Below are 26,524 nucleotides of genomic sequence, written 5' to 3'. Positions count from 1 at the left end.
GTCGCGACCCGCCCCCTATCTCTGCCTCATAGATGACGGAGACGCCCATGCTGATTCTGCTTTCGCCCGCCAAGAAGCTCGATTTTACAAAGCGCGGTCACGCCCCGACCGCGACGCGTCCGGCCCTGATGGATCGGACGAAAGAGCTGTCGAAAACCACTGCGAAACTGTCGGCGAGCGAAATCAAATCCCTGATGCATCTCAGCGATGATCTGGCGGATTTGAACCGGGAGCGGTTCAAGGCGTTTGATCCAGACAGCACCGAAGGCCGCCCTGCCGCCATGGCGTTTAACGGCGAGGTGTATTCAGGTCTCGACGCACCGTCCCTCAGCCCGGAAGACCTGCAATGGGCGCAGCAGCGCCTTCGCATCCTGTCGGGCCTTTACGGCGCCTTGCGGCCGCTCGATACGATCCAGCCCTATCGTCTGGAAATGGGCACGCGGCTGAAAACGCCCAAAGGCGGCAATCTCTATGATTTCTGGGGCGAGGATATCGCCGATCTGCTGAAGTCCGATCTTGAAGGTCATCCGTCAAAAACCGTGATCAACCTGGCGTCCAACGAATATTCCAAGGCGGCGAAGCTGAAATCACTGGGCGTCCCGGTGATCAGCGTCGACTTCAAGGAAGAAAAAGACGGCCAGCTGCGCGCCCTGATGGTCTACGCCAAGAAGGCCCGCGGCCTGATGGCGCGCTGGATCATCGAGAACCGGATCGAAGACCCCCAAAAGCTGCCTGAGTTCAATGTGGACGGCTATCGCTTCGATGCAGACGGCTCGACGGAATCCACCTTGTTGTTCACCCGTCCCCAGCCGCCGAAGAAAAGCTAGCGCAAAGCGCGTGCGAGCCTGATATCAGGAGCTTTGCGGACTTGACGCGGGTGCGAAATTCATCACCTGTTGAAGCTCTGGAGAATTGCCTGTTCGGAGACCCTGCATGAGCTCGATCCGCGTGGACCTGTCCGGTCATGTCGCCGTCATCACCGGCTCCACATCCGGCATTGGCCTGCACATGGCCGAAGGGTTGGCCGCGAACGGCGCCGACATCGTGCTCAATGGTCTGGGCGATCCGGACGTCATTGAGAAAGAGCGCCAACGCATCGCCGAAACCCATGGCGTCAAAGTGCGCTATCATGGCGCCAACATGCTCAAGGCCGATGAGATCGCAGACCTGATCGCCTTCACCGCCCGCGAACTGGGCCGTCTGGACATTCTGGTCAATTGCGCGGGCATCCAGCACGTGGCGCCGATCGAGGACTTCCCCGCCGACAAGTGGGACGCCATCATCGGCATCAACCTGACCAGCGCCTTTCACACGATGAAGCACGCCGTGCCGATCATGCGCGAACAGGGACGGGGCCGGATCGTCAACATCGCCTCCGCCCACGCCTTGCGCGCCAGCCCGTTCAAGGCGGCCTATGTGTCGGCCAAGCACGGTCTGATGGGACTGACCAAGACCGTGGCGCTGGAAACCGCTGAAGACGGCGTCACGGTGAACTGCATCAATCCGGGCTATGTGAAAACGCCGCTCGTTGAGAACCAGATCGCGGACACCGCCAAGGCGCGCGGCATTTCCGAAGAAGAGGTGGTGCGCGATGTCATGCTGTCCGCCCAACCCACCAAGAAATTCGTCACCTATTCAGAGCTGGTGGGCGCGCTTCTCTACCTGGTCAGTGATGACGGGGCGAATGTGAACGGCAACGCCATCACGATTGATGGCGGATGGACGGCGAAATAGCGATGACAGGGTCGGCTTCCTCTCCGTCGACCCGCAAGCGGTCAGCTTCGCCCCGGCCGGTCTCGCTGGCTCTACAGGGCGGCGGCGCGCACGGCGCTTTCACCTGGGGCGTTCTGGACGCCCTGCTCGAAGACGGGCGCCTGTCCACCAAAGCCATCAGCGCCACCAGCGCCGGCGCCATGAACGCCTGCGCCTTGGCCATGGGTCAGATGCGCGGCGGGCCGGAGGGCGCGCGTGAAGCGCTGGATGACTTCTGGCGAGCGGTGTCCCGGGCGGGCGGCGGCTTCATGCGCGCGCCGGGCCTGTTCAAGTTCGCGCCCTGGCTGGACGCCCTGACCCGGCTGACCAGCCCCTATGACACCAACCCGTTCGGATATGATCCGCTGAGCCATATCCTGGACCGGCAAATCGATTTTGACGCCGTGCACGCCTGCCAGGACATCCAGCTGTTCATCGCCGCGACTTGCGTGACGTCCGGACGCAGCCGGGTCTTCAGCGGCGAAGCGGTGACGCGCGACGCGGTGCGCGCCTCGGCGACCCTGCCCTTCATCCATCAGGCGGTCGAGATTGAGGGCGAACCGTTCTGGGATGGCGGATTCACCGGCAACCCGGCGCTCTGGCCGCTGTTTTACGCCGAGGCGCCTCATGATGTGCTGATCGTGCACATCAATCCCATGGAGCGCGCCGGCACGCCGAAAACAGCCGAAGACATCCTCAACCGGGTCAACGAGATCACCTTCAACGCCAGCCTGCTGGCGGAACTACGCGCGATCGCCTTCGTCAAGCGCCTGATCAAGGACGATTTGCTCAAGGATCCGCGCAAGGCCCGGCTGAGCGATATCCGCCTGCATTCGATCCGGGCAGATGACGCGCTGTCGCAGTTTCCCGCCTCCAGCAAGTACGACGCCAGCTGGGGCTTTCTCACCGATCTGCGCGACCGGGGCCGCGAGGCGGCGAACACCTGGCTGGAGACCTGCTTTGATAAGGTCGGCCATGACTCAAGCGTCGACGTCCGCAAGGAATTTCTGGGCGATTAGGCTTCGTCGGACACGATCAGCCTTGAATCGTTTTCACGCACGGCGTTCACCCGGTCCGAGGCTTTGCGCAGGGTCAGCGCACCCTCTGGCGGCGCCTTGAGATAGGGCTGCGGGTCCGTCTCCGGGTTCAGCCAGTCGGCAAACCGCCCCTCGGGGATGAAGACCGGGCTGCGATGGTGGATATGGGCGATGTCCGCGCTGGCCGCCGTGGTGAGAATGGCGAAGCTGTCCACGCGGTCAGCGCCCTCGCCCCAGCGCTCCCACACCCCCGCCATCACCATGGGCTGGCCGTCAGTGCGGGTGATGTACCAGGGCTGTTTGCGCCCCGACTCCTCTGTCGACCATTCATAAAACCCGTCCGCGGGGATCAGCGCCCGACGACGTTGCAAGGCCTGGCGGAAGCTGGGCTTGTCGGCGGCGGTTTCAGACCGGGCGTTGATCAGCGGTTTTGATCCGTCAGGGCCGGTTCTGGACCAGTGCGGCACCAGCCCCCAGCGCACAGCCGTCAGACGAAAATCAGCCTGCCGTCCGAGCCGAATAATCGGCAAAGCCTGGGTCGGCGCCGCATTCCAGCTGGGCGGATAATTCAAACGATCCAGCTTTCCGAACAGGGCTTCGAGCTGGACCAGGTTCAAACTCATGACATAACGACCACACATACCCTTTCCTCCCGTCTGCATGCAGCGAGGTCAAGCATGAAGGATCTGCCCCGTATCAGCGTCGGCCTTGTGGTCTGGCGCGAAAACGAGGTGCTGCTCATCCGGCGCGCCAATCCGCCCTATCAGGGCTGCTGGTCCATTCCCGGCGGCAAGGTGGAGTTCGGTGAAACCCTGCACGAAGCCGCCCTGCGCGAGCTGAAGGAAGAGACCGGGATCCATGCCGAGATTGAAGGCCTGATCGACATCTTTGAATCCATCACCGAGCATGGCCATTACGTGATGGCGGATTACAGCGCGCGCTGGCGCGCCGGCGAACCCCGAGCCGGCGATGACGCGCTGGAGGCGGCGTTCTTCCCGTTTGCACGCGCCAGCGCGAACGTCTCATGGGACATCACGCGCACCGCGATCCAGCAAAGCGCCCGCAACCGCGGGCAAAAGCCTTGAATTCGCCCTGTTCCGCGTTCAGGAAAAGGGCATGGTGATTAGAGCTCTTATCCTGGTGCTTGGCGTGTGCGCCTTGCTGGCGTCTGTGGCGGACGCCCAGACGATTCGCAGGCCGCCGAGCTATGTGGACCCTTATCCGGTGGAGTCCCTCGCCCGCGTAATGGGTGAAATGCACTATCTCGATTTCGCCTGCAAAGGACGCGACTCCCAAGGCTGGCGCGAAGCCATGCTCGAGCTTTTAGAGCATGAAGCGCCCACGCGCGGCTCTTACCGGCAACGCCTTGTGGATCGCTTCAATGAAGGCTTCCGCATCCAGGAACGCCGCACGCCCCGCTGCGGCGCGGAAGAAGAGATGGTGCGTCAGGCGCTGGCCGCCGAAGGCGAGACGCTCGCTGAGCAATTGCGGCGCACCTATCTGCAATAAGGCCTGTCAGGCGCCTGCGGTTTCCGCCAACAGCGCCAGCGCGGCGCGTTCCGCCGCCTCCACCGACAAGGCGCCCATCAGCGATTGCGTGCTGGTGTCCGCCAGGCTCCGCCGATCAGCTTCGTCAAAACGGTCCCCCGCCCGCACGATGCAGGCGCGCGCCCCCCATGGCGAATAAAGCCGCTCATCAGTGGGGCCAAACAGACCCAGGGTCGGCGTTCCCGCCGCCGCCGCCATGTGCATCAGCCCGCTGTCATTGCCCACAAACAGCGCCGCACGTTTCAGGCACGCCGCAGCCTCAACCAGATCAAGCTTTCCCGTCAGGTCAATGACGGTCCGCTCGCCCAGGCCCTCGGCCACCGCCTGCGCGCGCGCTTCATCGCCGGGACCGCCAAACAGCGCGATGGCCGCGCCCGGCAACACGCCGTCCGGCGCGGTCAGGCGCAGCGCCAGTTGCGCGAACCGTTCGGTCGGCCATTCCTTGAAGACCGCTGAGGCGGCGGGCGAGAGCGCCAGTACGGCGCGATCTGCGGGAAGTTCTCTATCGGCGCGGGCCTCAGCCGCCGCATCCAGCCATATCCGTGTGCCCGGCGCCGCGTCCAGCCTCAGAACGTCAGCGGCTTCCTCAACCCGGTGACGGACGCCGGCTTTCGGGTTGGGGCGTTTGACATAACGCTTGCGCGCCCACAGGAACCAGCTGGTCAGCGAGCCGCGCATGTCCACGACCATATCCCAGCGCTGGCTGACGCTTTGCCGCCAGAGCGACAGCCAGTGGCCGCCACCCTTCTGCTTTTTCATCACGATGACCCGCTCCACCTTAGGCGTCGCACGAAACAGCGGCGCAGCCAGTGGTCCGCAAGCCACCGTGATGCGCGCATCGGCATGCTTGTCGATCAGATGCTGCAGCACGCCCGAATTGAGAATGGCGTCGCCGATACGGGTGGAGGTTATGAAAAGAATGCGCGTCATGACGCTTGGCACTTAGCCCGACACGGCCGCTCGCGCCAGTCTCTGGCGCCCTCTTGATTACAGGCCCGCTTCAGCCCCATCTAGCGCTTATGACCCAAGACTATCTCACCGCCCTGCCCCATCGCGCCGTCCTGTCCATCACCGGACAGGACGCGCGCAGCTTTCTCCAGCGTGTGCTTACCCATGGCCCCGAAGGCGTGACGCCCGATCAGGCGATGCTGTCGGCGCTCCTGACCCCGCAAGGCAAGGTGTTGGCCGACCTGATTATTTTTGACGATGGCGAGGGGGGATTGCTCTTTGACCTGCCCGCCAGTGAAGCGGAAACCTTGCTCAAGCGCTTCACGCTCTACCGTCTGCGCTCGGACGCTGCGATTGAACGGCGCGAGGATTTGTCTGTGATCGCCGCCTCTGGTGAGGGCGAAGCGGAGCTGCGCACTGTGGCGCTCACCGCCAGCCTCGACCCTAGAAACCCCGCGATCGGGTGGCGCGCCATCGCGCCAGCGGGCGGCCCCGCCAGAGATCTGGACGCCTATCACGCCGCACGCATCAAAGCTGGCGCGCCTGAAATGGGCATGGATTTCGGCTCCGCCGAAGTCTTCTCCACCGATGTGAACCATGATCTGCTGGGCGGTATTGATTACAAGAAAGGCTGCTTTGTCGGCCAGGAAGTCGCCAGCCGCATGCATCGCAAGGGCGGCGTGCGCAAACGCAGTCTACGCCTGTCCACGCAAACCCCGGCCCAGCCCGGCGATCCGGTCATGGCGGGTGATGTCTCGCTCGGCGCTGTCAGCTCGGCGGCGCCGACGTGCGCGCTGGCCCGCGTTCGGGTGGACCGCTTGAAGGACGCCCTGTCAGAAGGCGCCTCGCTTACGCTGCGCGGCGCCCCGGCGCGCGTGATCGACGATCTCGACACGCTCTGACAGACCGCCCTGGCCCTGAGACTGAAGGACGATCCATGACCGAACGCTGTCCATGGTGCGGAACCGACCCGCTATACACGCACTATCACGACACCGAATGGGGCGTGCCGGAGTGGGACTCGCGCGCGCTGTGGGAAAAACTCATCCTGGACGGCTTTCAGGCCGGCCTCGCCTGGATCACCATCCTGCGCAAGCGCGACACCTTGCGCGCGGCGTTTCATAGCTTCGATCCCGAACGGATCGCCCGCTATGACGACGCCGATATGGAACGCCTGCTCGGCAATCCCGGCATCATCCGTTCACGCTCGAAAATCAACGCCGCTATCGGCAATGCTCAGGCCTATCTGGAGATGGCGGAGCGGGGTGAAGATTTTTCTGATTATCTGTGGGGCTATATGGATGGGACCCCGCACATCAACCGGTTCAGAACCCAGACCGAGGTTCCGACCCAGACAGAACTGAGTCAGACAATCTCGAAAGACCTGAAAAAGCGGGGCTTTAAGTTTTGCGGCCCGGTGATCGTCTACGCCTTCATGGAAGCCGTCGGCATGGTCAATGACCATCTCGTGACCTGTCACCGTCACGCGCCAGTTACAAAATAGCGTAACGGCTGCGTGGAAGCGGTTGGCGCTCAGCGCTTCGTGCGGCTAAGTTGCGCACCTTCTGATTTAAGAATCTTGCGTCGGAGCACTTCATGACCGCGGCCGTAATTCGTTCCACTGGCTTGTGGACGCCAGACAACTCCATCTCCAATGAGGAGCTGGTGAAGAGCTTCAACGCCTACGTCGCGCAATACAATGAAGAGCATGCGTCCGATATCGAGGCGGGTCTGACCGAACCGCTCTCGCCGTCTTCGGCCGGGTTCGTGGAAAAAGCCTCCGGCATCAAGTCGCGCTTTGTCATCGACAAGGAGGGCGTGCTGGATACGCGCCGGATGAAGCCTTTCATCCCTGCCCGCGCCAACACCGAAATTTCCATCCTGGCCGAGATCGGCGTCAAGGCGTGCCAGAATGCGCTGGAGCGCGCCGGCAAGTCCGCCGCTGATGTGGATGGTGTGATCGTCGCCGCCTCCAACCTGCAGCGCGGCTATCCCGCCGTCGCTGTGGAGATCCAGGACGCGCTGGGCATTGAAGACGGCTTCGGCTTTGATATGAATGTCGCCTGTTCGTCCGCGACCTTCGGCATCCAGACCGCCGCCGACCAGATCGCAGCGGGCCATGCGCGCGCCATTCTGGTGGTGAATCCTGAAATCTGCTCGGCGCACCTGAACTGGTGCGACCGCGACAGCCATTTCATTTTCGGCGATGTGGCGACCGCGATTCTGTTGGAGCGCGAAGATCTGGGCGATGGCGGCTGGCGCATTCTGGGCACCAAGCTGAAGACCAAATTCTCCAACAATATCCGCAATAATTTCGGCTTCCTGAACCGCACCGAGCGCGCCACGGGCGACGCGGCGAAGGAAGACCTGCTGGCGCCCAAGGACGACAAGCTGTTCATTCAGGAAGGGCGCAAGGTCTTCAAGGAAGTCGTGCCGATGGTATCGGACATGATCCGCACTCATATGGGCGAGCTGGGCCTTGAAGCGGACGATATGCGCCGGGTCTGGCTGCATCAGGCCAACATCAACATGAACCTGATGATCGCCAAGAAGGTGTTTGGCCGCGAAGCGGGCGGCGAAGACGCGCCAACCATTCTGGACGAATACGCCAACACCTCCTCGGCGGGCTCCATCATCGCCTTCCACAAGCATTCTGACGATTTCGAGACGGGCCAGAAAGGCGTGATCTGTTCGTTCGGCGCCGGGTATTCCGCCGGCACGGTCTTTGTGGAGCGGCTTTGAAGTGAACCTTCCCGCCGACACCACGCTGTTCGCCCGCGTCCTGGCGAAAACCCATGAATATCTCGACTTCCCTTCGGTGGTCGGGCACGAAACGCCGTTTCTCGACCATCTGGCGCGTGATTTCACCGCCCTGGGCTGCACCGTGGAACGGTCGCAAAACCTGTGTGTGATCAAGCTGGGCGAGCCCGGACCGGTCTATCTGGCGCATGCGGACCGCCACGGCGCTGTGATCGCCGAGGACGGCGCGGCGATCTACGCCGCCCACGCCGTGAAAAACACCAAATACGCCGATGGCGCCAAGGCCAGTGAGACCTTCACGGACATCGTCTCCAAACGCTATGCGGGCGAGGACGTCTTCGCCTATGACCGCAAGACCGGCGGACGCCTGGCCTATGGCGTGATCACGGGCGCGCACCTGGACGCGCAAGAGCGCCTGGTGATGGACATCATCGGCCTGCCGCCCCTGCCTGGCGGCACGCCCGTGGCGCTGGCGCGAGACGTGACGCCGAACAAGTCAGGCTGCGTCGCCGGACAGCTTGATAATCCGGTCTCCCTCGCCGCCCTGCGCATCGCCGCCGAATTCGGGCTGAACGGCACGATCATCGTCACCGCCGAGGAAGAAATCGGACGCTCCGCCACCCATTTCCTCGATTGGGCCAGCGCTGGCGGACTGCCGCCGACCAAAGAGCTGATCGTGTGCGACACCTCGCCGTTTGACGACGGCGCCGCGGCCATGGCGGGGGCGATCATTCTGCGCCGACGCGACGCGACCGCCAGCTTTCATGACGCAACGATCTCACGGCTTGAAAACGCCGCCAGCCGCGCCGGCGCGCCGATGATCTTCAAGGACAGTTTCATCACGCGGGAAAACGACGCCCGCGCCCGACGCGAGCTGCCGCTAAAATCCATGGGGCTGACCGAGCTCGGCAAGATCACGGCGAACAGCCAGGGCGTCTATGCCGGCGCCACCTTGCAGCTGCCCACCTATAACTATCATTCCAATGAAGAGACGACCTCGGTGAAGGCGCTGACCGCCTTTGTCCGCACGCTTCTGATGATCTGACAAAAAAAGTCCCGCTTTGGCGCAAGGCCGAAGCGGGACCAGTCAGGGAGGATAGTCGGATCAGTCCCGAAGCGTTGACGCATCCAGAGACTGAAATTCGTGTCAGGCGCTCTCCCCGTGCAGCGCCACATCGAGGCCGGTGACCTCGTCTTCTTCCTCAACGCGCAGCTTCATCACCCGTTCCATCAGCCACAGGATGGCGAAGGTGGCGACGCCGCACCAGGCGGCTGCGGCCAGCGCGCCCCAGGTCTGGGTGAAGACCAGCATGACATTGCCTTCCACCGCGCCGGGCGTGCCCCCGATCGCGGATGAGGCGAAGACGCCGGTCAGGATCGCGCCCGCCAGGCCGCCCACGCCATGAAGGCCGAAGGCGTCCAGGCTGTCGTCATACTTGCCCAGCTTTTTCAGGCCGGTCACGCCCCAATAGGCTACGCCCGCCGTCAGCACCCCGATCAGGAAAGCCGCATAGGGTTCGACAAAGCCCGCCGCGGGCGTGATGCCCACCAGGCCCGCGATGGCGCCCGAAGCCGCGCCCAGAACCGACGGTTTGCCGCGCAGGATCCATTCCATCAGCGCCCAGGTCAGCGCGGCGGCCGCGGCGGCGATTTGCGTCACCAGAGCCGCATGGGCGGCCAGGGCGTTGGCGCCCAGCGCGGAGCCGCCGTTAAAGCCGAACCAGCCCACCCAGAGAAGACCGGCGCCGATCACCGTCAGCACCAGATTGTGGGGCGGCTGGCCCTCTTTGGGCCAGCCGCGCCGCGGGCCCAGCTTAAGCGCCAGCACCAGACCCGCTACACCGGCGTTGATGTGGACCACGGCCCCTCCCGCGAAATCCAGCACGCCTGCGTCATACAAAAATCCCTCGCCCCAGACCCAATGCGCGATCGGCGCATAGACCACCAGCAGCCAGATCGGCGCGAACACCATCCAGGCCTTGAAGCTGAGACGCTCCGCCGCGCCGCCGGCGATGATCGCCACGGTGATGATCGCGAACGTCATCTGAAACAGGATGAACACCGCTTCAGGCAGGCCCGCCGCCTCGCTGTCGAGCGTCAGCCCGTTCAGGAAAACCTTGCCGAATCCGCCAAACAGCGCGCCGTCACCCGAAAACGCGAAGGAATACCCTGCGATCACCCAGACCAGGGAGACCACCATCGCTGCGCCCAAGGACTGCATCAAGGTGGAGAGCACGTTCTGACGACGCACCATGCCGCCATAAAACAGCGCCAGCCCTGGCAAGGTCATCATCAGCACCAGCGCGCACGCGGTGAGAATCCACGCCACATCGCCGCCTGAAAACTCAACCTGGTCCATACCCGCGCTCCTCTTCGCCCGATTGCACGGACAAAGCCTGCGCCGGAGCTCGCGCCACTGTCAGCGCCTGAGCGTGATTTTGCGATGCAGCAGAATGCAAGCGCTGCATTCGTGAGCGCCCTTGCCCCAATATCGAGCAGCGCACTTTGCGCCAAGCGCCATAAAAAAAACCCCGGCGTCTGCAGCGCCGGGGTTTTCATCTCAGCGGGTGGTGATCGGACTAGCCGTTCACTTGAGTCGCTTCGGTGATTTTGTGCACCAGATCGTCGCCGTCCGCTTCGTGGATGGTGACATAATCTCCCAGCCGCAGCGTGTGGTCGCCGAGCTTGTAGACGGGCTCATCCGGGCCTTCATGATCCTCATCATAATGGAAAAACCAGTTCGCGCCACGATGAGTCAGCCAGCCGTCCGCTTTCTCCGACTCGTCGGGAGAAAAGCGGATCACGGTGCAGGCTTTCTTATGAGCGCGCCACAGATCGGCGTCGAGCTTGCCGTCCTTATCCAGCGGCGCAGTGATCACATAGCCTTGTGAATCATCGCCTTCGGGAAATCCGGCTTCCGGGTTGCGGCTCAGCCGCAGGGTCAGACGGGTTAAAGCCATCAAAGTCTCCAGTTTCGTCTTTTTCTGAGAAGGTCAGTGCGCCATCAGCAGGGACGGACCGTCCTCCGCCGTCAGCAATTGCCGGGTGACGCCGCCAAACATGAATTGCGCGATCCGCGAATGCCCATAGGCGCCCGCCACCAGCAGGTCGGCATTGGCCGCCGCGTCCAGCAAGCCGTCGCCCAGACCGCTCTTGCCGTCAATCTCTCGCGACTCAGCTTCTACGCCGCGCGCCGTGAGCCAGTGTGACAGACGATTGGGCGCGGATGCGGCGCGGTCATGATAATCGAGATTCCGCGCGCTATGCAGGATGGTCACCTCCATCCCCTCTTTGAACAGGGGCGCCGCCGCGAAGGCAGCGCGCGCCGCTTCCTTGGAACCGTCCCAGGCGATGCAAATGGATTTGGGCGGGATCGCCCCGCCGCGCGGCACGTAGATCGGGCAGCCTTCCTCGACCAGGCACGCAGCGGTGAAGTCCGCCAACGAGCCCTTTCCCGCTGCAGCGCGCGGACAGGTCACCAGCAATCGCACCAGACGCGCCTGTTCGGCCGCTTCGGACGGGCTGTCGATAATGCGCTTGTAGCTGGCGTCCTTCAGTTCGTGGGCGCTGATCGCTTCATCAAACTGGCGTTGCGCTTCCACAGACGCCTTGGCGGCCTCCTCGCGCACGGTGTCGATTGCGGAGGACACCACAGACGCGCCCGCAGCGCCCGGCCCGGTCCACAGCATGTAAGCGGCGGGATCAGGCTCGACGAACAGGCCGCGAATATCGGCGTCGAACAAAGGCGCAAGCTCGCAAGCGGCCTTCAGCGAAGTCGCGTCGCTGTCCGAGCCTTGAAGGGCGACCAGAATACGTTCGGGCTTCATAAAATCCTCCCACATCGTCATGACGCCGCCCGTGTTCAGCAGCTTAGCTTGAACTTACGCTGTTTCACGCTAGGACGGAAACCAGTTGCAAGCGGTATGGAGCGGGACAAAGTGGCGCGGTCAGGACACTCGAGCGGCAAACCCGCAGCCGACAAACCCGTCAGGGCCTGGCAGCGCATGTTGTCAGGGCGTCGCTTGGACTTGCTTGACCCCTCGCCCTTTGATGTGGAGATCGACGACATCGCCCAGGGCCTCGCTCGTGTGGCGCGCTGGAACGGTCAGACCATGGGCGATCATGCGTTCTCGGTCGCTGAGCACTCGGTCGTCGTGGAGCATTTGTGCGGCGTGCTGGAGCCGGGTTGGCCGGCGAAATGGCGCCTCGCCGCCCTGCTGCATGACGCGGCGGAATACGTGATCGGAGATATGATCTCGCCCTTCAAGGCCGCTTTGGGCTATGACTACAAAGCGTTTGAAGCCAGGCTGGAAGGGGCGATCCACATGCGTTACGGCCTGCCCCCTGAACTGCCCAAACCCATCAAGACCACGATCAAGCGCGCGGACCGGATCTGCGCCTATCACGAGGCGGTCCAGATCGCCGGCTTCTCCGTGGAAGAAGGCCGCAAGCTGTTTGGCCGCCCGCCCGCAGGCTCCAAAATCGAGATTGATCCGCTGCCGGTGAAACAGGCGCAAATCCTGTTCCTTGAGCGCTTTAGCGAGTTGCACGCCGCAACCGAGCAGGAGCTGGGGCGATGAAACCCGACCTCAACACCGTGATCCAGCCGCTGGTGGTGGGCCTGAACGCGGTGATTTTCGCCGCCTCCGAAGGCGAGCTGAAAGTGCTGGTCACAGAAAGCCTGGAAGGCGGCGAGCCCGCTTTGCCTTTCGGCCCGTTTGATCCCAGCGCCCACCGCACCTTCGAGATTGGTCTGCGCGAATGGGTGCGCGGCCAGACCGGGTTTGAGCTCGGCTATGTGGAACAGCTCTATACGTTCGGAGATCGCGGCCGCGAGGCGCCGCTGGCGGCGCTGGCCGGGGCGCAGGACGCGCGCGTGCTGTCCGTGGGCTATCTGGGGCTGACGCCGGACGCCCGCCCGCTAAACAACACCGATGCGCATTGGGACAGCTGGACGCGGTTTTTCCCCTGGGAAGACCATCGCTGTGGTCGCCCGCCCATCCTGACGAAAGTGATCGAGCCCGCGCTGCGATCCTGGTGTGACGAAGCCGCCGCGCCGGGCCGCCGCGCCGCGCGGTTTGACCGGGTGCGGGTCACCTTCGGCCTTGATGGCGCACTGTGGAACGAGGAACGCGCGCTCGATCGCTACGAGCTCTTGTATGAGGCGGGGCTGGTCGCCGAGGCCGGGCGCGACCGCGGGGAAGCGAACACCGCGCCTGACGGCATGGGCGTCGCCATGGCGTCCGACCATCGCCGCATCCTCGCCACCGCGCTGAGCCGCCTGCGCGGCAAGATCAAATATCGCCCCGTGGTGTTCGAGCTGATGGGCGACAGCTTCACCCTGTCCGATCTGCAGCGCGTGGTGGAATCCATCTCTGGATTTCCCTTGCACAAACAGAATTTTCGCCGCGCGCTGGATCGTGCGGGGTTTGTCGCCGGCACGGGCCGGGTGGAAAGTCAGACCGGGGGGCGTCCTGCAGAACTGTACCGCTATGCCCGTGAAAACATGACTGCGGGCACGGCTCTGGGCCTGAGCATTCCGCGGGCGAAAGAGAGCTGAGCCTTATCCGGGCGTTCACCATACGGTGATCAGCGGCCCTGTCAGAGAAGTTTCAACTTGCTCCCCCCTTTCATCGGCGTATATAAGTCCCCACTTAGGCTCATAGAGAGCAAAAGGTCGGCGACACCCATATGGGATCGCCGTCGTTTAAGGCCCCTGAAATGCTCATATCGAGCATAAGTCTGCACATAACCGGGGCTCAAGGGAGATGACCATGGACGGAATGAGCTGGACCGAGACCGGGACTGACGCATCCGAGCGCATTTGGCCCGAGGCGAGCGCGCTGGTCTATGACGACGCCGTCAAGGCGCGCACCGATCATCTTTACGCCCGCGTGAAAGACGTGGTCACCCCGATGGAATGGCCGGCCTTCGCGCCGCTGATCGACGCCATCAACCAGCTGAAAGCGCTGCGCGGCGCGACCATCCTGGCGCACAACTACATGACGCCGGAAATCTTCAATTGCGTCGGCGACATCACTGGTGATTCCCTGAAGCTCGCCCAGGTCGCCGCCGAAGCGGAAGAAGACGTGATCTTGCAGGCGGGCGTGCACTTCATGGCCGAAACCGCCAAGATCCTGTCGCCGAACAAGACCGTGCTGATCCCCGACATGGAGGCGGGCTGCTCGCTCGCCAGCTCCATCACCGGCGCAGACGTGCAGGCGATCAAGGCGGCGTACCCCGACTATCCGATCGTCACCTATGTGAACACGTCCGCCGAAGTGAAAGCGTATTCAGACATTTGCTGCACCAGCTCGAACGCGGTGCAGGTGGTCGAAGCGGTCGCCCAGCAATGGAACACCGATACGGTCATCATGATCCCCGACCAGTATCTGGCCAAAAACGTCGCCGCCCAGACCGGCATCAAGATCCTGACCTGGCAGGGCGAGTGCGAAGTGCACGAGCAATTCACGCCCGAGGACATTCAGGATCTGCGCGACGCGCACCCGGACGCGGTGATCATCACCCACCCTGAATGCCCGCCGGAAGTCATGGCCGCCGCCGACTTCGCCGGCTCCACCGGGGCGATGGCCAATTATGTGAAAGAGAAATCGCCGAAAAAGGCGATCCTGATCACCGAGTGCTCGATGAGCGACAATGTCGCCGTCGAAAACCCCGGCGTTCAGTTCATCAAGCCGTGCAATCTGTGCCCGCACATGAAGCGCATCAGCCTGAAAAACATCTATGAAGCCCTGCGCGACATGAAGCATGAGGTCGAGGTCGACCCGCTGATCGCGGAGAAAGCCAAGGCCAGCCTGCAAGCCATGCTGGACCTGCCCAAGGCCGACAATCCGCCGAGCTTTGACACCGGAAAAGCCGCGGTCGCCGTGCCCTATGTGGCGATCTGATCCTGCTCAGCGCCCGCTTCGGCGGGCGTTTTGATCTGTGGTGATGCTTTGACCCAACCCCTCCTCATTGTCGGCGCCGGGATCGCCGGGTTGTGGACGGCCCTCAAGGCCGCGCCAAACCCCGTGGTGCTGCTGACCGGCGCGCCGCTCGGGCACGGGTCTTCGACCGGCTGGGCGCAGGGCGGGGTGGCGGCTGCGCTCGGGCCTGACGACAGCGCGGCGCTGCACGCCCAGGACACCGTGATGGCGGGCGCCGGGCTGGTGGATGACGCCGCCGCTCAGGTTCTGGCTGAGGCCGGGGCCGACGAGGTGCGGGCGCTGTATGATCTGGGCGCCGGGTTTGAACGCACGCCGGAGGGCGGCTGGGCGCTGTCGCGTGAAGCCGCGCACAGCGTAGCGCGGGTCGCCCGGATGAAAGGCGATCAGGCGGGGGCAGGCATCCTCAAAACCCTTATCGACGCCGTGCGCGCCGCCGATCATATCGAGATCAAGGAGGGCTGGCGCGCTGAAGCCCTGCTGCCTGACCTCAAGGACGGCTGCGCCGGCGTGCTTGCGCGCGATCCGGACGGTGAACTTCACCGGCTTGAAGCCCAGCACACCGTCCTCGCCACCGGCTCAATCGGCGGGCTCTATGCGGTCACCACCACGCCCTGGACCAGCCAGGGTCAGGCGATGGTGATGGCGGCGGAGCTGGGCGCGGTGATCCGCGATCCGGAATTTGTCCAGTTCCACCCCACCGCCATCGATATTGGCCGCGATCCCGCCCCGCTCGCCACCGAAGCCTTGCGCGGCGACGGCGCCATTCTGGTGGACCGCAAGGGGCGCCGCTTCATGCCGGACGTGCATGAGCTGGCCGAGCTGGCGCCGCGCGATGTGGTCGCCCGCGCCGTTCATGCCCAAAACCTGTCAGGAAAGGGCGCGTTTCTTGACGCCCGCGAGGCGATCGGCGCCGCCTTCCCCGATCATTTCCCGGCCGTCTTCAAGGCCTGCATGAGCGGCGGCATTGATCCGCGCATCGACCTGATCCCGGTCGCCCCCGCTGCGCACTATCATATGGGCGGGATCGAAACCGATCTTGATGGCTCTACCGGCGTCGCCGGCCTGTGGGCGGTGGGCGAATGCGCCTGCACGGGCGTTCATGGCGCGAACCGTCTGGCGTCCAACTCGCTGCTGGACGGGCTGGTCTTCGGCCATCGCGCCGCGGACGCCATCAAGCGCGCACCCGTGCGAGCGGTGTCATCGGAGCAGGCTGAAGCGCCGCCCGCCCTGCCTGACGACGCCTTGCAAAGCCTGCGCGCCGCCATCAGCGCGCAAGCGGGAGTGATCCGCGACGGCGCAGGACTGAGCCAGCTCCTCAGCCTGATTGACGCGCTGCAGGCCTTACACGGGCCCGCGCCCGCCCTGATCGCCGCCCGTTTTCTGGCCGTCGGCGCGCTCCAGCGCGAAGAAAGCCGCGGCGGGCATTGCCGCACGGACTTCCCCGCGCGCAGCGTTCTCGCCCAACCGACGCGCCTGCGCCTGGATGATCTATCCAATGCGAGCCTGAACCCCCGCCAAGCCGGAGCCGCCTGAGCCATGATCCCTCGTCTGCCGCGCCATTTGATCCACGCGCTTGTCACCCGCGCGCTCGACGAAGATCTGGGCGGGCGCGGCGACGTCACTTCGCTGGCGACCATCCCCGCGGACAAGAACGCCAATTTCGTGATCAAGAGCCGCGCGCCCGGGGTGCTGGCCGGCCAGCAACCCGCCGACGCCTGTTTTGATCTGGTGGACCCCGAGATTTCCGTCACCTGGCGCAAACATGATGGCGATGCGCTGGAGCCCGGCGATGTGGTCGCCATTGTGGACGGCCCTGCGCTTGGCATCCTCACCGCGGAGCGCCCGGCGCTGAATTTCCTGGGCCGGATGAGCGGCATCGCCAGCCTGACCCGCCAATATGTCGCCGCTGTCGCCGAGACCGGCGCGGTGATCGCCCATACCCGCAAGACGACGCCGGGCCTGCGGGCGGTCGAGCTGCAGGCGGTGCGCGCGGGCGGCGGCGCCTATCATCGCTATGGCCTGGATGACGCCATTCTGATCAAGGACAATCATGTGGCCGTGTGCGGCGGCGTCGAGGAAGCGGTCAAACGCGCCCGCGCCTTCGCCGGGCACATGACGCGCGTCGCGGTGGAAGTGGATCGCCTCGATCAGCTCGAAGACGCGCTGTCAGCGGGCGCCGAAAGCGTGCTGCTGGACAATTTCAGCCTTGAAGATTTGCGCGCTGCGGTCCTTTTGACCGATGGCCGCGCCATTCTGGAAGCGTCCGGCGGCGTCAATCTTGAGACGGTACACGCCATCGCCGACACGGGCGTGGATGTGGTCAGCGTGGGCGCCCTCACCCATTCCGCCCCGAATTTCGATCTGGGGCTGGACGAGGGCTAGGCCGCAAGCCAACGCCGCATCTTTGGAAACGGCGCGGGATCAGCCGGATCGCCAAAGGGCGGCGGCGCGGCGCAGAAACCCGACTGCGCCAATCCCAGAACGCCCGGAAACAGGCCCTGCGCCACCTGCATCATGACCAGCTGCGGCGAGCCGCCGTGCTGGCCGCCATAGCCTTGCTCCCAGAATACGCACTCCGGCGACACGCCCGCTTCAAGAGCCGCGGCATAGGACCAGGCTATGGCCAAGGGTTCCGTGCGGTTGAGAATGCTGGCTTCTGTCTCGGTCACCTTGAGGTGGGGGTCATCGATCAACGCTGCAGCGCAGGCGTCGATGTCTGCGTCCAACCGACCGCGCAGCCGGGCCGGCGTCACCGCCAGATGCCCCGCTTCATGCAGGATATCGCCGGGAGAGCCCAGCTGGTCAGGATCAACCTTCAGCGCGCCGTGACGCACCGCCACGCCGGGAATGAAGCTGTCTGAGGGAAGCTGGGCGCGTGTGACCGGCAAGCCAATTGCGGTGAGAAACTGCTCGATGGGCGCCAGCGCATCCGGATGAATCACAGGCCCCAAGCCCCCCTTCGATGCGTATCAACGGCAATCTTAGAATGTGCTCTGTGAGGAAGCCAGCCCGGAGGATCGATTAAGCGCGCAGCGAAAGTCCGCACCCGTCATTTCCAACTGGACTTCGATCTCTAGCTGACAAACTATGAGTCCAGACCCGACATTTTGAGTGCAGGTCGACTTTCGTCGAAGGGGGACACCATGGCGACTTGGGAAGCCAAGAACATGCTCACGCGCGAGCAGACCTGTTCGATGTGCGATACCCGCTATCGCTTCAACGCCGAAATAAAGGCGGAATCTTCTGAAAACTCCTATGAAGCGGAGATGAAGCTTCGCGAGAAAATGCGTAACGAAATGGTGCGCGATTTTTCCAACGATCCGGTGAAATGTCCGGGTTGTCAGAAAATGACCCCAGCCATGTGGCGCAAAGCGATCACCAAATCCATGCTGACTCTGGTTCTGGGCGGCGTCGGGATCGGCATTGGCATATTGATCTGCGTCGGCATTCTCGACATGGCTCAGGATAGCGGTCTGTTCGCCTGGGGCGCGCTGTTGTTTGTGGGGTTCTGGACGCTGATGGCGATGATCGGCGTGCCCTATCTGGTGCTGGAGCCGGTGCTCAAACCCATCAAGGGCTTCCGGATAGACGCTCCCCCGACAACCTGATCCAGGGTCAACTCACGCATATGAGAAAGGCCGCCCTTGGGGCGGCCTTTCTGGTTCAGGATTTGCCGGGGTCAGGCTTCGCGTTCCGCCAGCAAACGGCGCTCTGACCGGTTGGGGAAGCGATAGAAGATGTGCGAGCCGATCCGGCGCGTGCGCACCAGGGAATCGTTCCAGTGCGGGTCCACAGCGGTGGTGTGATAGTGCGTGGCGCGATTGGTGACCGGGCGGGCGAAGCCCATCAGCGCGTGATCGGCGACATTCTGGGCGCGATCCCAGCCCCGGCCATAGGGCGCGGAAATCATCGAGCCGTCACAGGTGAAGGTGAACTGGCAACCGGTGCGGCGCTCTGAGCCTTGATACACCACGCCGCAGATCGAATTGGGATAGGCGCGGTGGCGGCTGCGATTGATCACCACTTCGGCCACGGCCATCTGCCCGGCCAGGGTTTCACTGCGCGCTTCGTAATAGATCGCTTCCGCCAGGCAGCGACGCTCACGCGCGGCGTTGCGAGCGGCGTCCAGATCGTTGAGATCGAACGCGCTGACGCTTGCAATCGCGCGCTGAACAAGCACGGCGCCCTGCTCGGCGTCAGAATCAATCTCGAAGGAGGCGAAGGTGAACGGGACATCGTCCAGTTGCGGCGTGCGGGATTGCTCAAATTCCAGGAATTCAAGCGCCAGCTCGCGCAGTTCGCCCGCTTCATCCTGCTGCTGTGCGCGCTCGGGCGCCAGGCTGATGCCGGCGCCGATCACGGCGAAGGCCGCAATCACGCCGATCCCGGCCAGAGCGCTTTTCGCGCGAAGGAGAAGTGTCGAAACCGTCAAACTGTCAAACTCCAGGGCGGCCGCCATTTATCAGGCGCGTCTCAACCCGCAAGAACAAGACCATATCATCGGACTTGGTTGCTCACACGCGAATAGTGGTGAGCCTGGATGAAGCCGGGGTCAATACAGATCCGCCATGTCTGAAATAAGGCAAGGGCCCGCTCCTTCAAGTGAAAGGGCGGGCCCGGCTTTATTCCGCAATGACTTACGCGTCGGTTCAGGTCGAGGCTTTCAGCGCCGCCTGCGCCGCCGCCAGACGCGCGATCGGCACGCGATAGGGCGAGCAGGACACGTAATCGAGCCCGGCTGATTCGCAGAAATGGATCGAAGCGGGATCGCCGCCATGCTCGCCGCAAATCCCGAGTTTCAAACCGGGACGGGCAGCGCGACCGCGTTCGACGGCGATCTTGACCAGATCGCCCACCCCGTCCTGATCGAGCGAAACGAACGGGTCTTTCTCGAAAATGCCCGCTTCCAGATAATCACTCAGGAATTTGCCGGCGTCATCGCGCGACAGGCCAAAGGTGGTCTGGGTGAGATCATTGGTGCCGAAGGAGAAGAACTCGGCGTGCTGGGCGATGTCGCCGGCGCGCAAGGCGGCGCGCGGCAGTTCGATCATGGTGCCGATCAGGTATTTCGGCTTCACGCCGGTTTCGCGATCCACGTCATCGGCGACCGCTTCCACCCGCACTTTGAGGATTTCGAGCTCTTTTGCAGTGGCGACCAGCGGGATCATCACCTCGGCGACCGGTTTGACGCCGGTTTCCTTTTCCACCAGCGCCTGCGCTTCGAAAATCGCGCGCGCCTGCATCTCGTAGATTTCCGGGAAGGTGATGCCCAGGCGGCAGCCGCGATGGCCCAGCATGGGGTTGGATTCAGACAAGTCCTTGGCGCGCTGCCACAGCCCTTCCACCGGCAGGCCGGTGGCCTCGGCGACGGCGTGCACATCCTCTTCGGTGTGCGGCAGGAATTCATGCAGCGGCGGATCCAGCAGGCGGATCGTGCACGGGCGGTCTTCCATGATGCGGAAGATCTCCGCGAAATCATCGCGCTGCATCGGCAGGATTTTCGCCAGCGCGGCCACGCGGCCCATCTGATCCGTCGCCAGGATCATCTCGCGCACAGCGGCGATCCGGTCGGCGTCAAAGAACATGTGCTCGGTGCGGCACAGGCCGATGCCTTCCGCGCCGAACTCCTTGGCGGTCTGAACATCGGCGGGGGTTTCCGCGTTGGTGCGCACATGCATGCGGCGCGCCTTGTCGGCCCATTCCATCAACGCTGCAAAATCGCCGGTCATTTCCGGTTTGATCATCGGGGCTTCGCCCATCAGCACTTCGCCGGTGGCGCCGTCCACGGTGATGATGTCGCCATCCTTGATCACCCGGCCGCGGGTGGTGAAGGTCAACGCTTCGGAGTCGATGCGGATCTCGCCCGCACCGGACACGCAAGGCCGGCCCATACCGCGCGCCACGACAGCCGCGTGGCTGGTCATGCCGCCGCGCGCCGTGACGATCGCTTGCGCGGCGTGCATGCCGTGAATGTCTTCAGGGCTGGTCTCAACGCGGACCAGGATGACTTTCTCGCCCTGGGCGGCGCGGGTTTCCGCTTCGTCCGCGTCAAACACCACAGCGCCCGAAGCCGCGCCGGGGCTGGCGGGCAGGCCCTTGGCCAGCACGTCGCGGGTATAGCTCTCGTCGATGGTGGGGTGCAGCAGCTGATCAAGCTGGGTCGGGTCGACGCGCAGCACGGCCTCGTCCTCGGAGATCAGTTTTTCCGCCACCATGTCCACGGCGATTTTCAGCGCCGCCTTGGTGGTGCGCTTGCCGTTGCGGGTCTGCAGCATCCACAGCCGACCCTGCTCCACGGTGAACTCGATGTCCTGCATGTCGCGGTAATGGTTTTCGAGATTGTCGAAGACCTCGGTCAGCTGGGCGAACACGTCCGGCATGGCCGTTTCCATGGACGGCAGCGTGTCATTCATCTTGATGCGCATGGCCTCGGTCAGGCATTGCGGCGTGCGGATTCCCGCCACCACGTCCTCGCCCTGCGCATTGATCAGGAATTCGCCGTAATAGCCTTTTTCGCCCGTCGACGGGTCGCGGGTGAACGCCACGCCGGTGGCGGACGTATCGCCCATATTGCCGAACACCATGGCCTGGATATTCACGGCCGTGCCCCAGCTGGAGGGGATGTCGTACATGCGGCGATAGGTGTTGGCGCGATCATTCATCCACGAGCCGAACACCGCCCCGATCGCGCCCCAGAGCTGGTCGCGCGGATCGGTCGGGAACGGGAAGTCCAGCGCGCGCTTCACTGCGGCCTTGTACTGGACGATCACCTCTTCCCACTCTTCCGCGGAAATCTCGGTGTCCAGCGAGTAGTCGCGCTCTTCCTTGAAGGTCTCAAGAATCTCTTCAAACGTGGAGTGCGGCACGCCCAGAACCACGTCGGAATACATGGTGATGAAGCGGCGATAGCTGTCGAGCGCAAAGCGGCGATCGCCCGAAAGCTTGGCGAGCCCCTCAGCCGTCTCGTCATTCAGGCCCAGGTTCAGGACCGTATCCATCATGCCCGGCATGGAGGCGCGAGCGCCCGAGCGCACAGACACCAGAAGCGGGTTGGACGGATCGCCAAAGGATTTGCCGACCTTGGCTTCCAGCGCCGCCAGCGCGTCTTCCACCTGGTCATTGAGATCGGACGGATAGCTGCGGTCGTTCTCATAGAACGCGGTGCAGACCGCCGTCGTGAGCGTAAAGCCCGGAGGCACCGGCAGGCCGAGCTTGGCCATTTCCGCCAGGTTCGCGCCCTTGCCGCCCAGAAGATTGCGATCCTCGCGGTCGCCGTCTGCAGAACCGCCGCCGAATGCATAGACCCATTTAGTCATGGGGCTCACCTTCCTGATCGTCAAAACGGAGAAAAGAGCAGACGCCCCCGCGCCTACCCTTCCAACCGTGAGAAATCCGCCACTTGATCGGCCGCCGCGCGAATCCGCGACAACAGCAACAATCTATTGCGACGCACCATATCGTCTTTGTCATTCACGACAACCGCCTCGAAGAAGGCGTCGACCGGTTCGCGCAGCTGCGACAGCGCCGACATGGCGCCTTCAAAGTCTTCCTTGGACAGAGCAACCGAGGCCACTTCGTCCGCGCCCTCGATGGCCGCGATCAAGGCGCGCTCTTCAGCGGCCTCCGCGGTCTTGGCGATGGCGATCATCAGGGCGGCGTCGGTGTCCACGTCCGAGCCCTCAACGGCTTCGACGCGGGCCGAGGCCAGATCAAAGCCCTTCTTCTCTTCCGCCGCCAGAATGTTCGCCGCGCGGCGATAGCCCTGCAGCAGCGCCTGACCGTCATCTGTGTTCATGAAGGCTTGCAGCGCGCGGGCCTTCTTGGTGACGCGCACCAGATCGTCATCGCCCAGCGCGAACACGGCGTCGATGACGTCGTATTTCACGCCTTCGTCCTTGAGGTGGACTTTCAGGCGGTCGGCGAAGAAGGCGAGGAGGTCTTTGGTCTTGCACAAAAGAGTTTCGTTCACCGCACGAACAACATCTTCCGCAGCACCAGAAACTGATCCTGTACTTTCAGCGGCAAAAGGTAGCATAGTAGCATCGAAAGAGAGCTGTAGCTCAACACCCTCTGGCAAGTGCAAACTTGACCGAATATCGCGTACCCAACTCGTATTGATTGCTGACGCAAAATCCAACCAGTGTGTCGCACTTACCGAATGGAGACGTATACGAATTTCTTCTACTAACAAAATCCGGATCACCCCCAGCGCAGCGCGGCGCAGGGCGAACGGGTCTTTCGAACCGGTCGGTTTTTCATCAATGGCCCAGAAGCCCACCAGCGTATCCAGCTTGTCCGCCAAAGCGACCGCGGCGCTGACCGGCGCGGTCGGCACGGCGTCTGACGGGCCTTGGGGCTTGTAATGGTCCTTGATGGCGTCGGCGATCTGTTCGATCTGGTCTTTTGACAGACCCTCAAACACACCTGAATTCCCGGACGGCGAAGCCGAGCCGGGACCTTGTGCAGACCGATCTCCGAGGCCCCGGCTCTCGCTTCGCTCGGCCGGGGATTCAGAGATTTTATCCAGCGCATAATAGCGGCCCATGGCGCCCTGAAGCTCGGGGAATTCATAGACCATCTGGCTGACCAGATCGGCCTTCGCCAAGCGCGCGGCCTTTTCGGCCATGTCCGCATCGGCGCCCACGACCGGGGCCAACTCGCGCGCCAGCTTGGCGACGCGTTCGACCTTGTCGGCCACCGTGCCCAGCTTTTCGTGGAAGGTGACCTTGGAGAGCTCGGACGCCATCGCCTCCAGCCCGGTCTTGCGATCAAGATCCCAGAAATGGCGGGCGTCTGACAGGCGGGCGGACAGCACGCGGGCATTACCCGCCGCGATCGCCTTGCCGCCATCGGGCGCGTCCTGATTGGCGAGGACGACGAACTTGCTGGTCAGCTTGCCGGATTTCGGGTCACGCACCGCGAAGTATTTCTGGTGCGTCTTCATAGTCAGCGCGATGACTTCAGGCGGCAGATCGAGAAAGTCCGGGTCCATATCGCCCAGGATCGGCGCCGGATGCTCAACGAGCCCCGTCACCTCTTCCAGAAGCCCCTGATCCTCGATCAGCTCCAGCCCCGCCTCTTCACAGACGCGGCGGGCGCCCTCGAGCACCAGCTGTTTGCGCTCATCCCGGCGCAAGATCACGCCGTTTGCGCGCAGCTTGGCCTCGTAATCGGCAAAGTCAGACACCTCGAACGGGCCGGCGCCGTGCACGCGGTGACCATCGGTGGTCTTGCCCGATGTGATGCCAAACACTTCCGTGTCGATCACCTGACCGTCCAGCAGACAGATCAGCGAGCGCAGCGGGCGCACCCAGCGTTGGGCGCGCTCGCCCTCGCCGAACTTCATGGATTTGGGCCAGGGGAAGCTCTTGATGATCTCCGGCACGGCCTCTGAGATCACCTGGGCGGTTTCGCGCCCCGGCTTTTCGATGACGGCGATATAGAAGCTGCCCTTTTTGCCCTCTTCGATCTTGCATTGATCCAGGCTGTCGATCCCGGCGCCGCGCATGAAGCCTTCCAGCGCTTTTTCCGGCGCGTCGGTGCGCGGCCCCTTGCGCTCTTCGCGCACGTCGGCGGTCTTGTGCGGCAGGCCTTCGATCACAAGGCCCAGACGACGCGGGCCGGAAAAGGCTTCAAGGCTGTCCCAATTCAGGCCCGCCTCTTTCAGGCGCTCAGACATCAGGCGTTTGAGGTCGTCCTCAGCGCGCGCCTGCATGCGCGCGGGGATTTCCTCGCAGAAGATTTCAAACAGAAACTGGGCCATGGGGAGATGCGTTACTCGAAAGGTCTAAATCAGGAATTCTGGGTGGCGAACGCGCGCTGGAAGGCGGGCCGTTCGGTGATCCGCTGGGCGTAGGCGCTAAGCGCCGGGGTCTTGGGGAACATGTCGAACTGGATCGCCCAGTTCACCGCCCCGCCCATAATCAGATCCGCCGCGGTGAACCAGTCGCCGAACAGGTACGGGTTCGCCAGCGACAGGCGGTTTTCCAGCACCTTCGCCACCAGCTGGACATTGCCCCAGCCCGCCGAGCGCTGATTGGTTTCAAACTTCATGCCCGCCTGCAGCATGGCCGGCTCGATGGAGGCCGCCTGAAAGACGATCCAGCGCAGGTATTCGCCGCGGCGCGGGTCATCAATCCCCGGCGCCAGATCGGCGTTGTCCTTGTACTTGTCCGCCAGATACAGCGCGATGGCGACGGTCTCGGTGACCACGGTTTCGCCGTCGACGATCACCGGGATCTTGCCCATCGGGTTGAGCGCCAGGAAGCTTTCAGACCGCATCGAGCCGTCTTCATAGTCGACCGGCTTGAGGTCGTAGGACACGCCCAGCTCTTCCAGCAGCCACAGCGTCATCACCGCCCGCGATTGCGGGTTGTAATACAGATGCACGGTCATGCCGCGGCCTCCTCACGTTGTTTCTCGAGCTGGACCCAGGCGCTGGCGCAGCCCTTGGCCAGCTCGCGCACCCGCGCGATCCAGCTGGCGCGCTCGGCCACCGAAATCGCCCCGCGCGCATCCACCAGGTTAAACAAATGGGACGCTTTCAGGCACCAGTCATAGGCGGGCAGCGGCAGCGGGGTCTCCAGCGCCAGCAGGGCCTGACACTGGGTTTCCGCGTCGGCGAACCATTTGATCAGCATGTCCACATCGGCATGCTCGAAATTGAACGCCGATTGCTGGCGCTCGTTCTCCAGGAACACGTCGCCATAGCTCATGCCGGCGCCGTTGAAATCGAGGTCGTAAACATTCTCCACGCCCTGCACATACATGGCGAGGCGTTCGAGGCCGTAGGTCAGCTCGCCGGAGACGAGCTCCACATCCATGCCGCCGACCTGCTGGAAATAGGTGAACTGGCTCACTTCCATGCCGTCGCACCAGACTTCCCAGCCCAGCCCCCAGGCGCCCACGGTGGGGTTCTCCCAGTCATCTTCCACAAAGCGCACATCATGCAGCTTGCGGTCGATGCCGATGGCGTCGAGCGAGCCCAGATACAGCTCTTGCAGATTGGCCGGGCTCGGCTTCAGAAGCACCTGAAACTGGTAATAGTGCTGCAGCCGGTTGGGGTTCTCGCCATAGCGGCCATCCGCAGGACGGCGCGAGGGCTGCACATAGGCCGCGCGCCAGGGCTTTGAGCCCAGCGAGCGCAGCGTCGTCGCCGGGTGCAGCGTGCCCGCGCCCACTTCGGTGTCATAGGGCTGCAGAATGGCGCAGCCCTGGTCCGCCCAATAGCGTTGAAGGGTCAGGATCAGGTCCTGAAAACTGGGGGCTTTGGAAGCGGTCATCGCGCGGCGGGTCCGGTCGTCAAAAGGTCAGGGACAGGGGCGCAAGCCCCCAGACTTGAAATCGCGCGCGACACTAGGCCCGCCAGCGCCCCCGATCAAGCAAGAGGGGCGGTTCGCGATGAGACGCCGCAACGCCTCCCCTCTCCCGCTCGAACAAGGGGAAGCAGGCGAGTGAGAGGGCGCGTTTCAATCCATGAGACATAAAGTGGGAGAAACCGCCCCGCCCTCCTCACGCCCTTTCGCAGCAGGG

Annotated in this window: 26 protein-coding genes; 15 read left to right on the top strand and 11 right to left on the bottom strand. The window is 63.5% G+C overall.

Annotated features, from left to right (window positions below; translation table 11 throughout):
- Positions 1 to 47: 47 nt before the first annotated feature.
- From yaaA to G405_RS0111785, 3 genes are all read left to right on the top strand, one after another.
- Entirely contained in the window at positions 48 to 827 is a 780-nt protein-coding gene (gene yaaA / locus G405_RS0111795; RefSeq protein WP_022701733.1) for a peroxide stress protein YaaA, read from the top strand.
- A gap of 106 nt (positions 828 to 933) precedes the next feature.
- The gene (locus G405_RS0111790) at positions 934 to 1,734 is read left to right on the top strand and encodes a 3-hydroxybutyrate dehydrogenase (protein ID WP_022701732.1); all 801 of its coding nucleotides are present in this window, start codon (positions 934 to 936) and stop codon (positions 1,732 to 1,734) included.
- Between the two features lie 2 nt (positions 1,735 to 1,736).
- Positions 1,737 to 2,771, top strand: coding sequence for a patatin-like phospholipase family protein (locus G405_RS0111785; RefSeq protein WP_028284768.1), 1,035 nt, complete (start codon positions 1,737 to 1,739; stop codon positions 2,769 to 2,771).
- Here the strand turns inward: G405_RS0111785 and G405_RS15925 are convergent.
- Positions 2,768 to 3,430: an SOS response-associated peptidase gene (locus tag G405_RS15925; RefSeq protein WP_022701730.1), complete on the bottom strand. Its 663-nt coding sequence runs from the start codon at positions 3,428 to 3,430 to the stop codon at positions 2,768 to 2,770. The genes G405_RS0111785 and G405_RS15925 overlap by 4 nt on opposite strands.
- 36 nt (positions 3,431 to 3,466) lie before the next feature.
- Between G405_RS15925 and G405_RS0111775 the strand changes: the two genes are divergently transcribed.
- On the top strand, positions 3,467 to 3,874 hold the full coding sequence (locus tag G405_RS0111775) for an NUDIX hydrolase (RefSeq protein WP_022701729.1): 408 nt from the start codon (positions 3,467 to 3,469) through the stop codon (positions 3,872 to 3,874).
- 31 nt (positions 3,875 to 3,905) lie between these two features.
- The gene (locus G405_RS0111770; RefSeq protein WP_022701728.1) at positions 3,906 to 4,298 is read left to right on the top strand and encodes a TIGR02301 family protein; all 393 of its coding nucleotides are present in this window, start codon (positions 3,906 to 3,908) and stop codon (positions 4,296 to 4,298) included.
- A 6-nt stretch (positions 4,299 to 4,304) separates the two neighbouring features.
- Here G405_RS0111770 and G405_RS0111765 read toward each other — a convergent pair whose 3' ends face one another.
- On the bottom strand, positions 4,305 to 5,267 hold the full coding sequence (locus G405_RS0111765) for a glycosyltransferase family 9 protein (RefSeq protein WP_022701727.1): 963 nt from the start codon (positions 5,265 to 5,267) through the stop codon (positions 4,305 to 4,307).
- Between the two features lie 89 nt (positions 5,268 to 5,356).
- On the opposite strand from G405_RS0111765, the gene ygfZ reads away from it, so the two are divergent.
- The 4 genes from ygfZ to G405_RS0111745 all read left to right on the top strand — a co-directional run bounded on the left by ygfZ (position 5,357) and on the right by G405_RS0111745 (position 9,090).
- A complete protein-coding gene (gene ygfZ / locus G405_RS15920; protein WP_022701726.1) occupies positions 5,357 to 6,187 on the top strand; it encodes a CAF17-like 4Fe-4S cluster assembly/insertion protein YgfZ in 831 nt (276 codons plus the stop codon).
- Positions 6,188 to 6,222: 35 nt separating this feature from the next.
- Entirely contained in the window at positions 6,223 to 6,789 is a 567-nt protein-coding gene (locus tag G405_RS0111755) for a DNA-3-methyladenine glycosylase I (RefSeq protein ID WP_022701725.1), read from the top strand.
- A 92-nt stretch (positions 6,790 to 6,881) separates the two neighbouring features.
- A complete protein-coding gene (locus tag G405_RS0111750; protein WP_022701724.1) occupies positions 6,882 to 8,027 on the top strand; it encodes a beta-ketoacyl-ACP synthase III in 1,146 nt (381 codons plus the stop codon).
- Between the two features lies 1 nt (position 8,028).
- Positions 8,029 to 9,090 (top strand): hypothetical protein, encoded by a 1,062-nt coding sequence (locus tag G405_RS0111745; protein ID WP_028284766.1) that lies wholly within the window; start codon positions 8,029 to 8,031, stop codon positions 9,088 to 9,090.
- Between the two features lie 102 nt (positions 9,091 to 9,192).
- On the opposite strand, the gene G405_RS0111740 is transcribed toward G405_RS0111745, so the two are convergent.
- The 3 genes from G405_RS0111740 to G405_RS0111730 form a co-directional block, all read right to left on the bottom strand.
- Complete coding sequence (locus G405_RS0111740) at positions 9,193 to 10,404, bottom strand: ammonium transporter (RefSeq protein WP_022701722.1); 1,212 nt, start codon at positions 10,402 to 10,404, stop codon at positions 9,193 to 9,195.
- 220 nt (positions 10,405 to 10,624) lie between these two features.
- Entirely contained in the window at positions 10,625 to 11,005 is a 381-nt protein-coding gene (locus G405_RS0111735; RefSeq protein ID WP_022701721.1) for a hypothetical protein, read from the bottom strand.
- Between the two features lie 33 nt (positions 11,006 to 11,038).
- Positions 11,039 to 11,872, bottom strand: a complete 834-nt coding sequence (locus G405_RS0111730; RefSeq protein WP_028284765.1) for a universal stress protein — start codon at positions 11,870 to 11,872, stop codon at positions 11,039 to 11,041.
- A 177-nt stretch (positions 11,873 to 12,049) separates the two neighbouring features.
- Here G405_RS0111730 and G405_RS0111725 point away from each other — a divergent pair, with 177 nt between their 5' ends.
- The 5 genes from G405_RS0111725 (at position 12,050) to nadC (ending at position 17,374) form a co-directional block, all read left to right on the top strand.
- Positions 12,050 to 12,625 (top strand): YfbR-like 5'-deoxynucleotidase, encoded by a 576-nt coding sequence (locus tag G405_RS0111725; RefSeq protein WP_040705033.1) that lies wholly within the window; start codon positions 12,050 to 12,052, stop codon positions 12,623 to 12,625.
- Positions 12,622 to 13,605: an NUDIX hydrolase gene (locus G405_RS0111720; RefSeq protein ID WP_022701718.1), complete on the top strand. Its 984-nt coding sequence runs from the start codon at positions 12,622 to 12,624 to the stop codon at positions 13,603 to 13,605. The genes G405_RS0111725 and G405_RS0111720 overlap by 4 nt, the downstream gene beginning before the upstream one ends.
- A gap of 214 nt (positions 13,606 to 13,819) precedes the next feature.
- Entirely contained in the window at positions 13,820 to 14,953 is a 1,134-nt protein-coding gene (gene nadA / locus G405_RS0111715) for a quinolinate synthase NadA (RefSeq protein WP_028284764.1), read from the top strand.
- Between the two features lie 48 nt (positions 14,954 to 15,001).
- Positions 15,002 to 16,525 carry an L-aspartate oxidase gene (locus G405_RS0111710; protein ID WP_028284763.1) on the top strand — a complete coding sequence of 508 codons (1,524 nt, stop codon included), beginning with the start codon at positions 15,002 to 15,004 and terminating at the stop codon, positions 16,523 to 16,525.
- Positions 16,526 to 16,528: 3 nt separating this feature from the next.
- Positions 16,529 to 17,374: a carboxylating nicotinate-nucleotide diphosphorylase gene (nadC, locus tag G405_RS0111705; protein WP_022701715.1), complete on the top strand. Its 846-nt coding sequence runs from the start codon at positions 16,529 to 16,531 to the stop codon at positions 17,372 to 17,374.
- Here the strand turns inward: nadC and G405_RS15915 are convergent.
- Positions 17,371 to 17,943 carry a hypothetical protein gene (locus tag G405_RS15915; RefSeq protein ID WP_022701714.1) on the bottom strand — a complete coding sequence of 191 codons (573 nt, stop codon included), beginning with the start codon at positions 17,941 to 17,943 and terminating at the stop codon, positions 17,371 to 17,373. The two genes, nadC and G405_RS15915, sit on opposite strands and share 4 nt — an antisense overlap.
- 192 nt (positions 17,944 to 18,135) lie before the next feature.
- Between G405_RS15915 and G405_RS0111695 the strand changes: the two genes are divergently transcribed.
- Entirely contained in the window at positions 18,136 to 18,600 is a 465-nt protein-coding gene (locus G405_RS0111695; protein ID WP_022701713.1) for a hypothetical protein, read from the top strand.
- 71 nt (positions 18,601 to 18,671) lie between these two features.
- Here G405_RS0111695 and G405_RS0111690 read toward each other — a convergent pair whose 3' ends face one another.
- From G405_RS0111690 to G405_RS0111670, 5 genes are all read right to left on the bottom strand, one after another.
- Entirely contained in the window at positions 18,672 to 19,451 is a 780-nt protein-coding gene (locus tag G405_RS0111690) for a cell wall hydrolase (RefSeq protein ID WP_022701712.1), read from the bottom strand.
- Positions 19,452 to 19,641: 190 nt separating this feature from the next.
- Positions 19,642 to 22,308: a pyruvate, phosphate dikinase gene (gene ppdK / locus G405_RS0111685; protein WP_022701711.1), complete on the bottom strand. Its 2,667-nt coding sequence runs from the start codon at positions 22,306 to 22,308 to the stop codon at positions 19,642 to 19,644.
- A gap of 53 nt (positions 22,309 to 22,361) precedes the next feature.
- Positions 22,362 to 24,755 (bottom strand): glycine--tRNA ligase subunit beta, encoded by a 2,394-nt coding sequence (glyS, locus tag G405_RS0111680; protein ID WP_022701710.1) that lies wholly within the window; start codon positions 24,753 to 24,755, stop codon positions 22,362 to 22,364.
- Positions 24,756 to 24,784: 29 nt separating this feature from the next.
- Entirely contained in the window at positions 24,785 to 25,387 is a 603-nt protein-coding gene (locus tag G405_RS0111675; RefSeq protein ID WP_022701709.1) for a glutathione S-transferase family protein, read from the bottom strand.
- Positions 25,384 to 26,274, bottom strand: coding sequence for a glycine--tRNA ligase subunit alpha (locus tag G405_RS0111670; protein WP_022701708.1), 891 nt, complete (start codon positions 26,272 to 26,274; stop codon positions 25,384 to 25,386). The genes G405_RS0111675 and G405_RS0111670 overlap by 4 nt, the downstream gene beginning before the upstream one ends.
- Positions 26,275 to 26,524: the final 250 nt, after the last annotated feature.

Source organism: Oceanicaulis alexandrii DSM 11625, assembly GCF_000420265.1.
Lineage (GTDB): Bacteria > Pseudomonadota > Alphaproteobacteria > Caulobacterales > Maricaulaceae > Oceanicaulis > Oceanicaulis alexandrii.
Note: the sequence above shows the minus strand (reverse complement) of the source record. Positions and strands in the feature narration are given on the sequence as shown.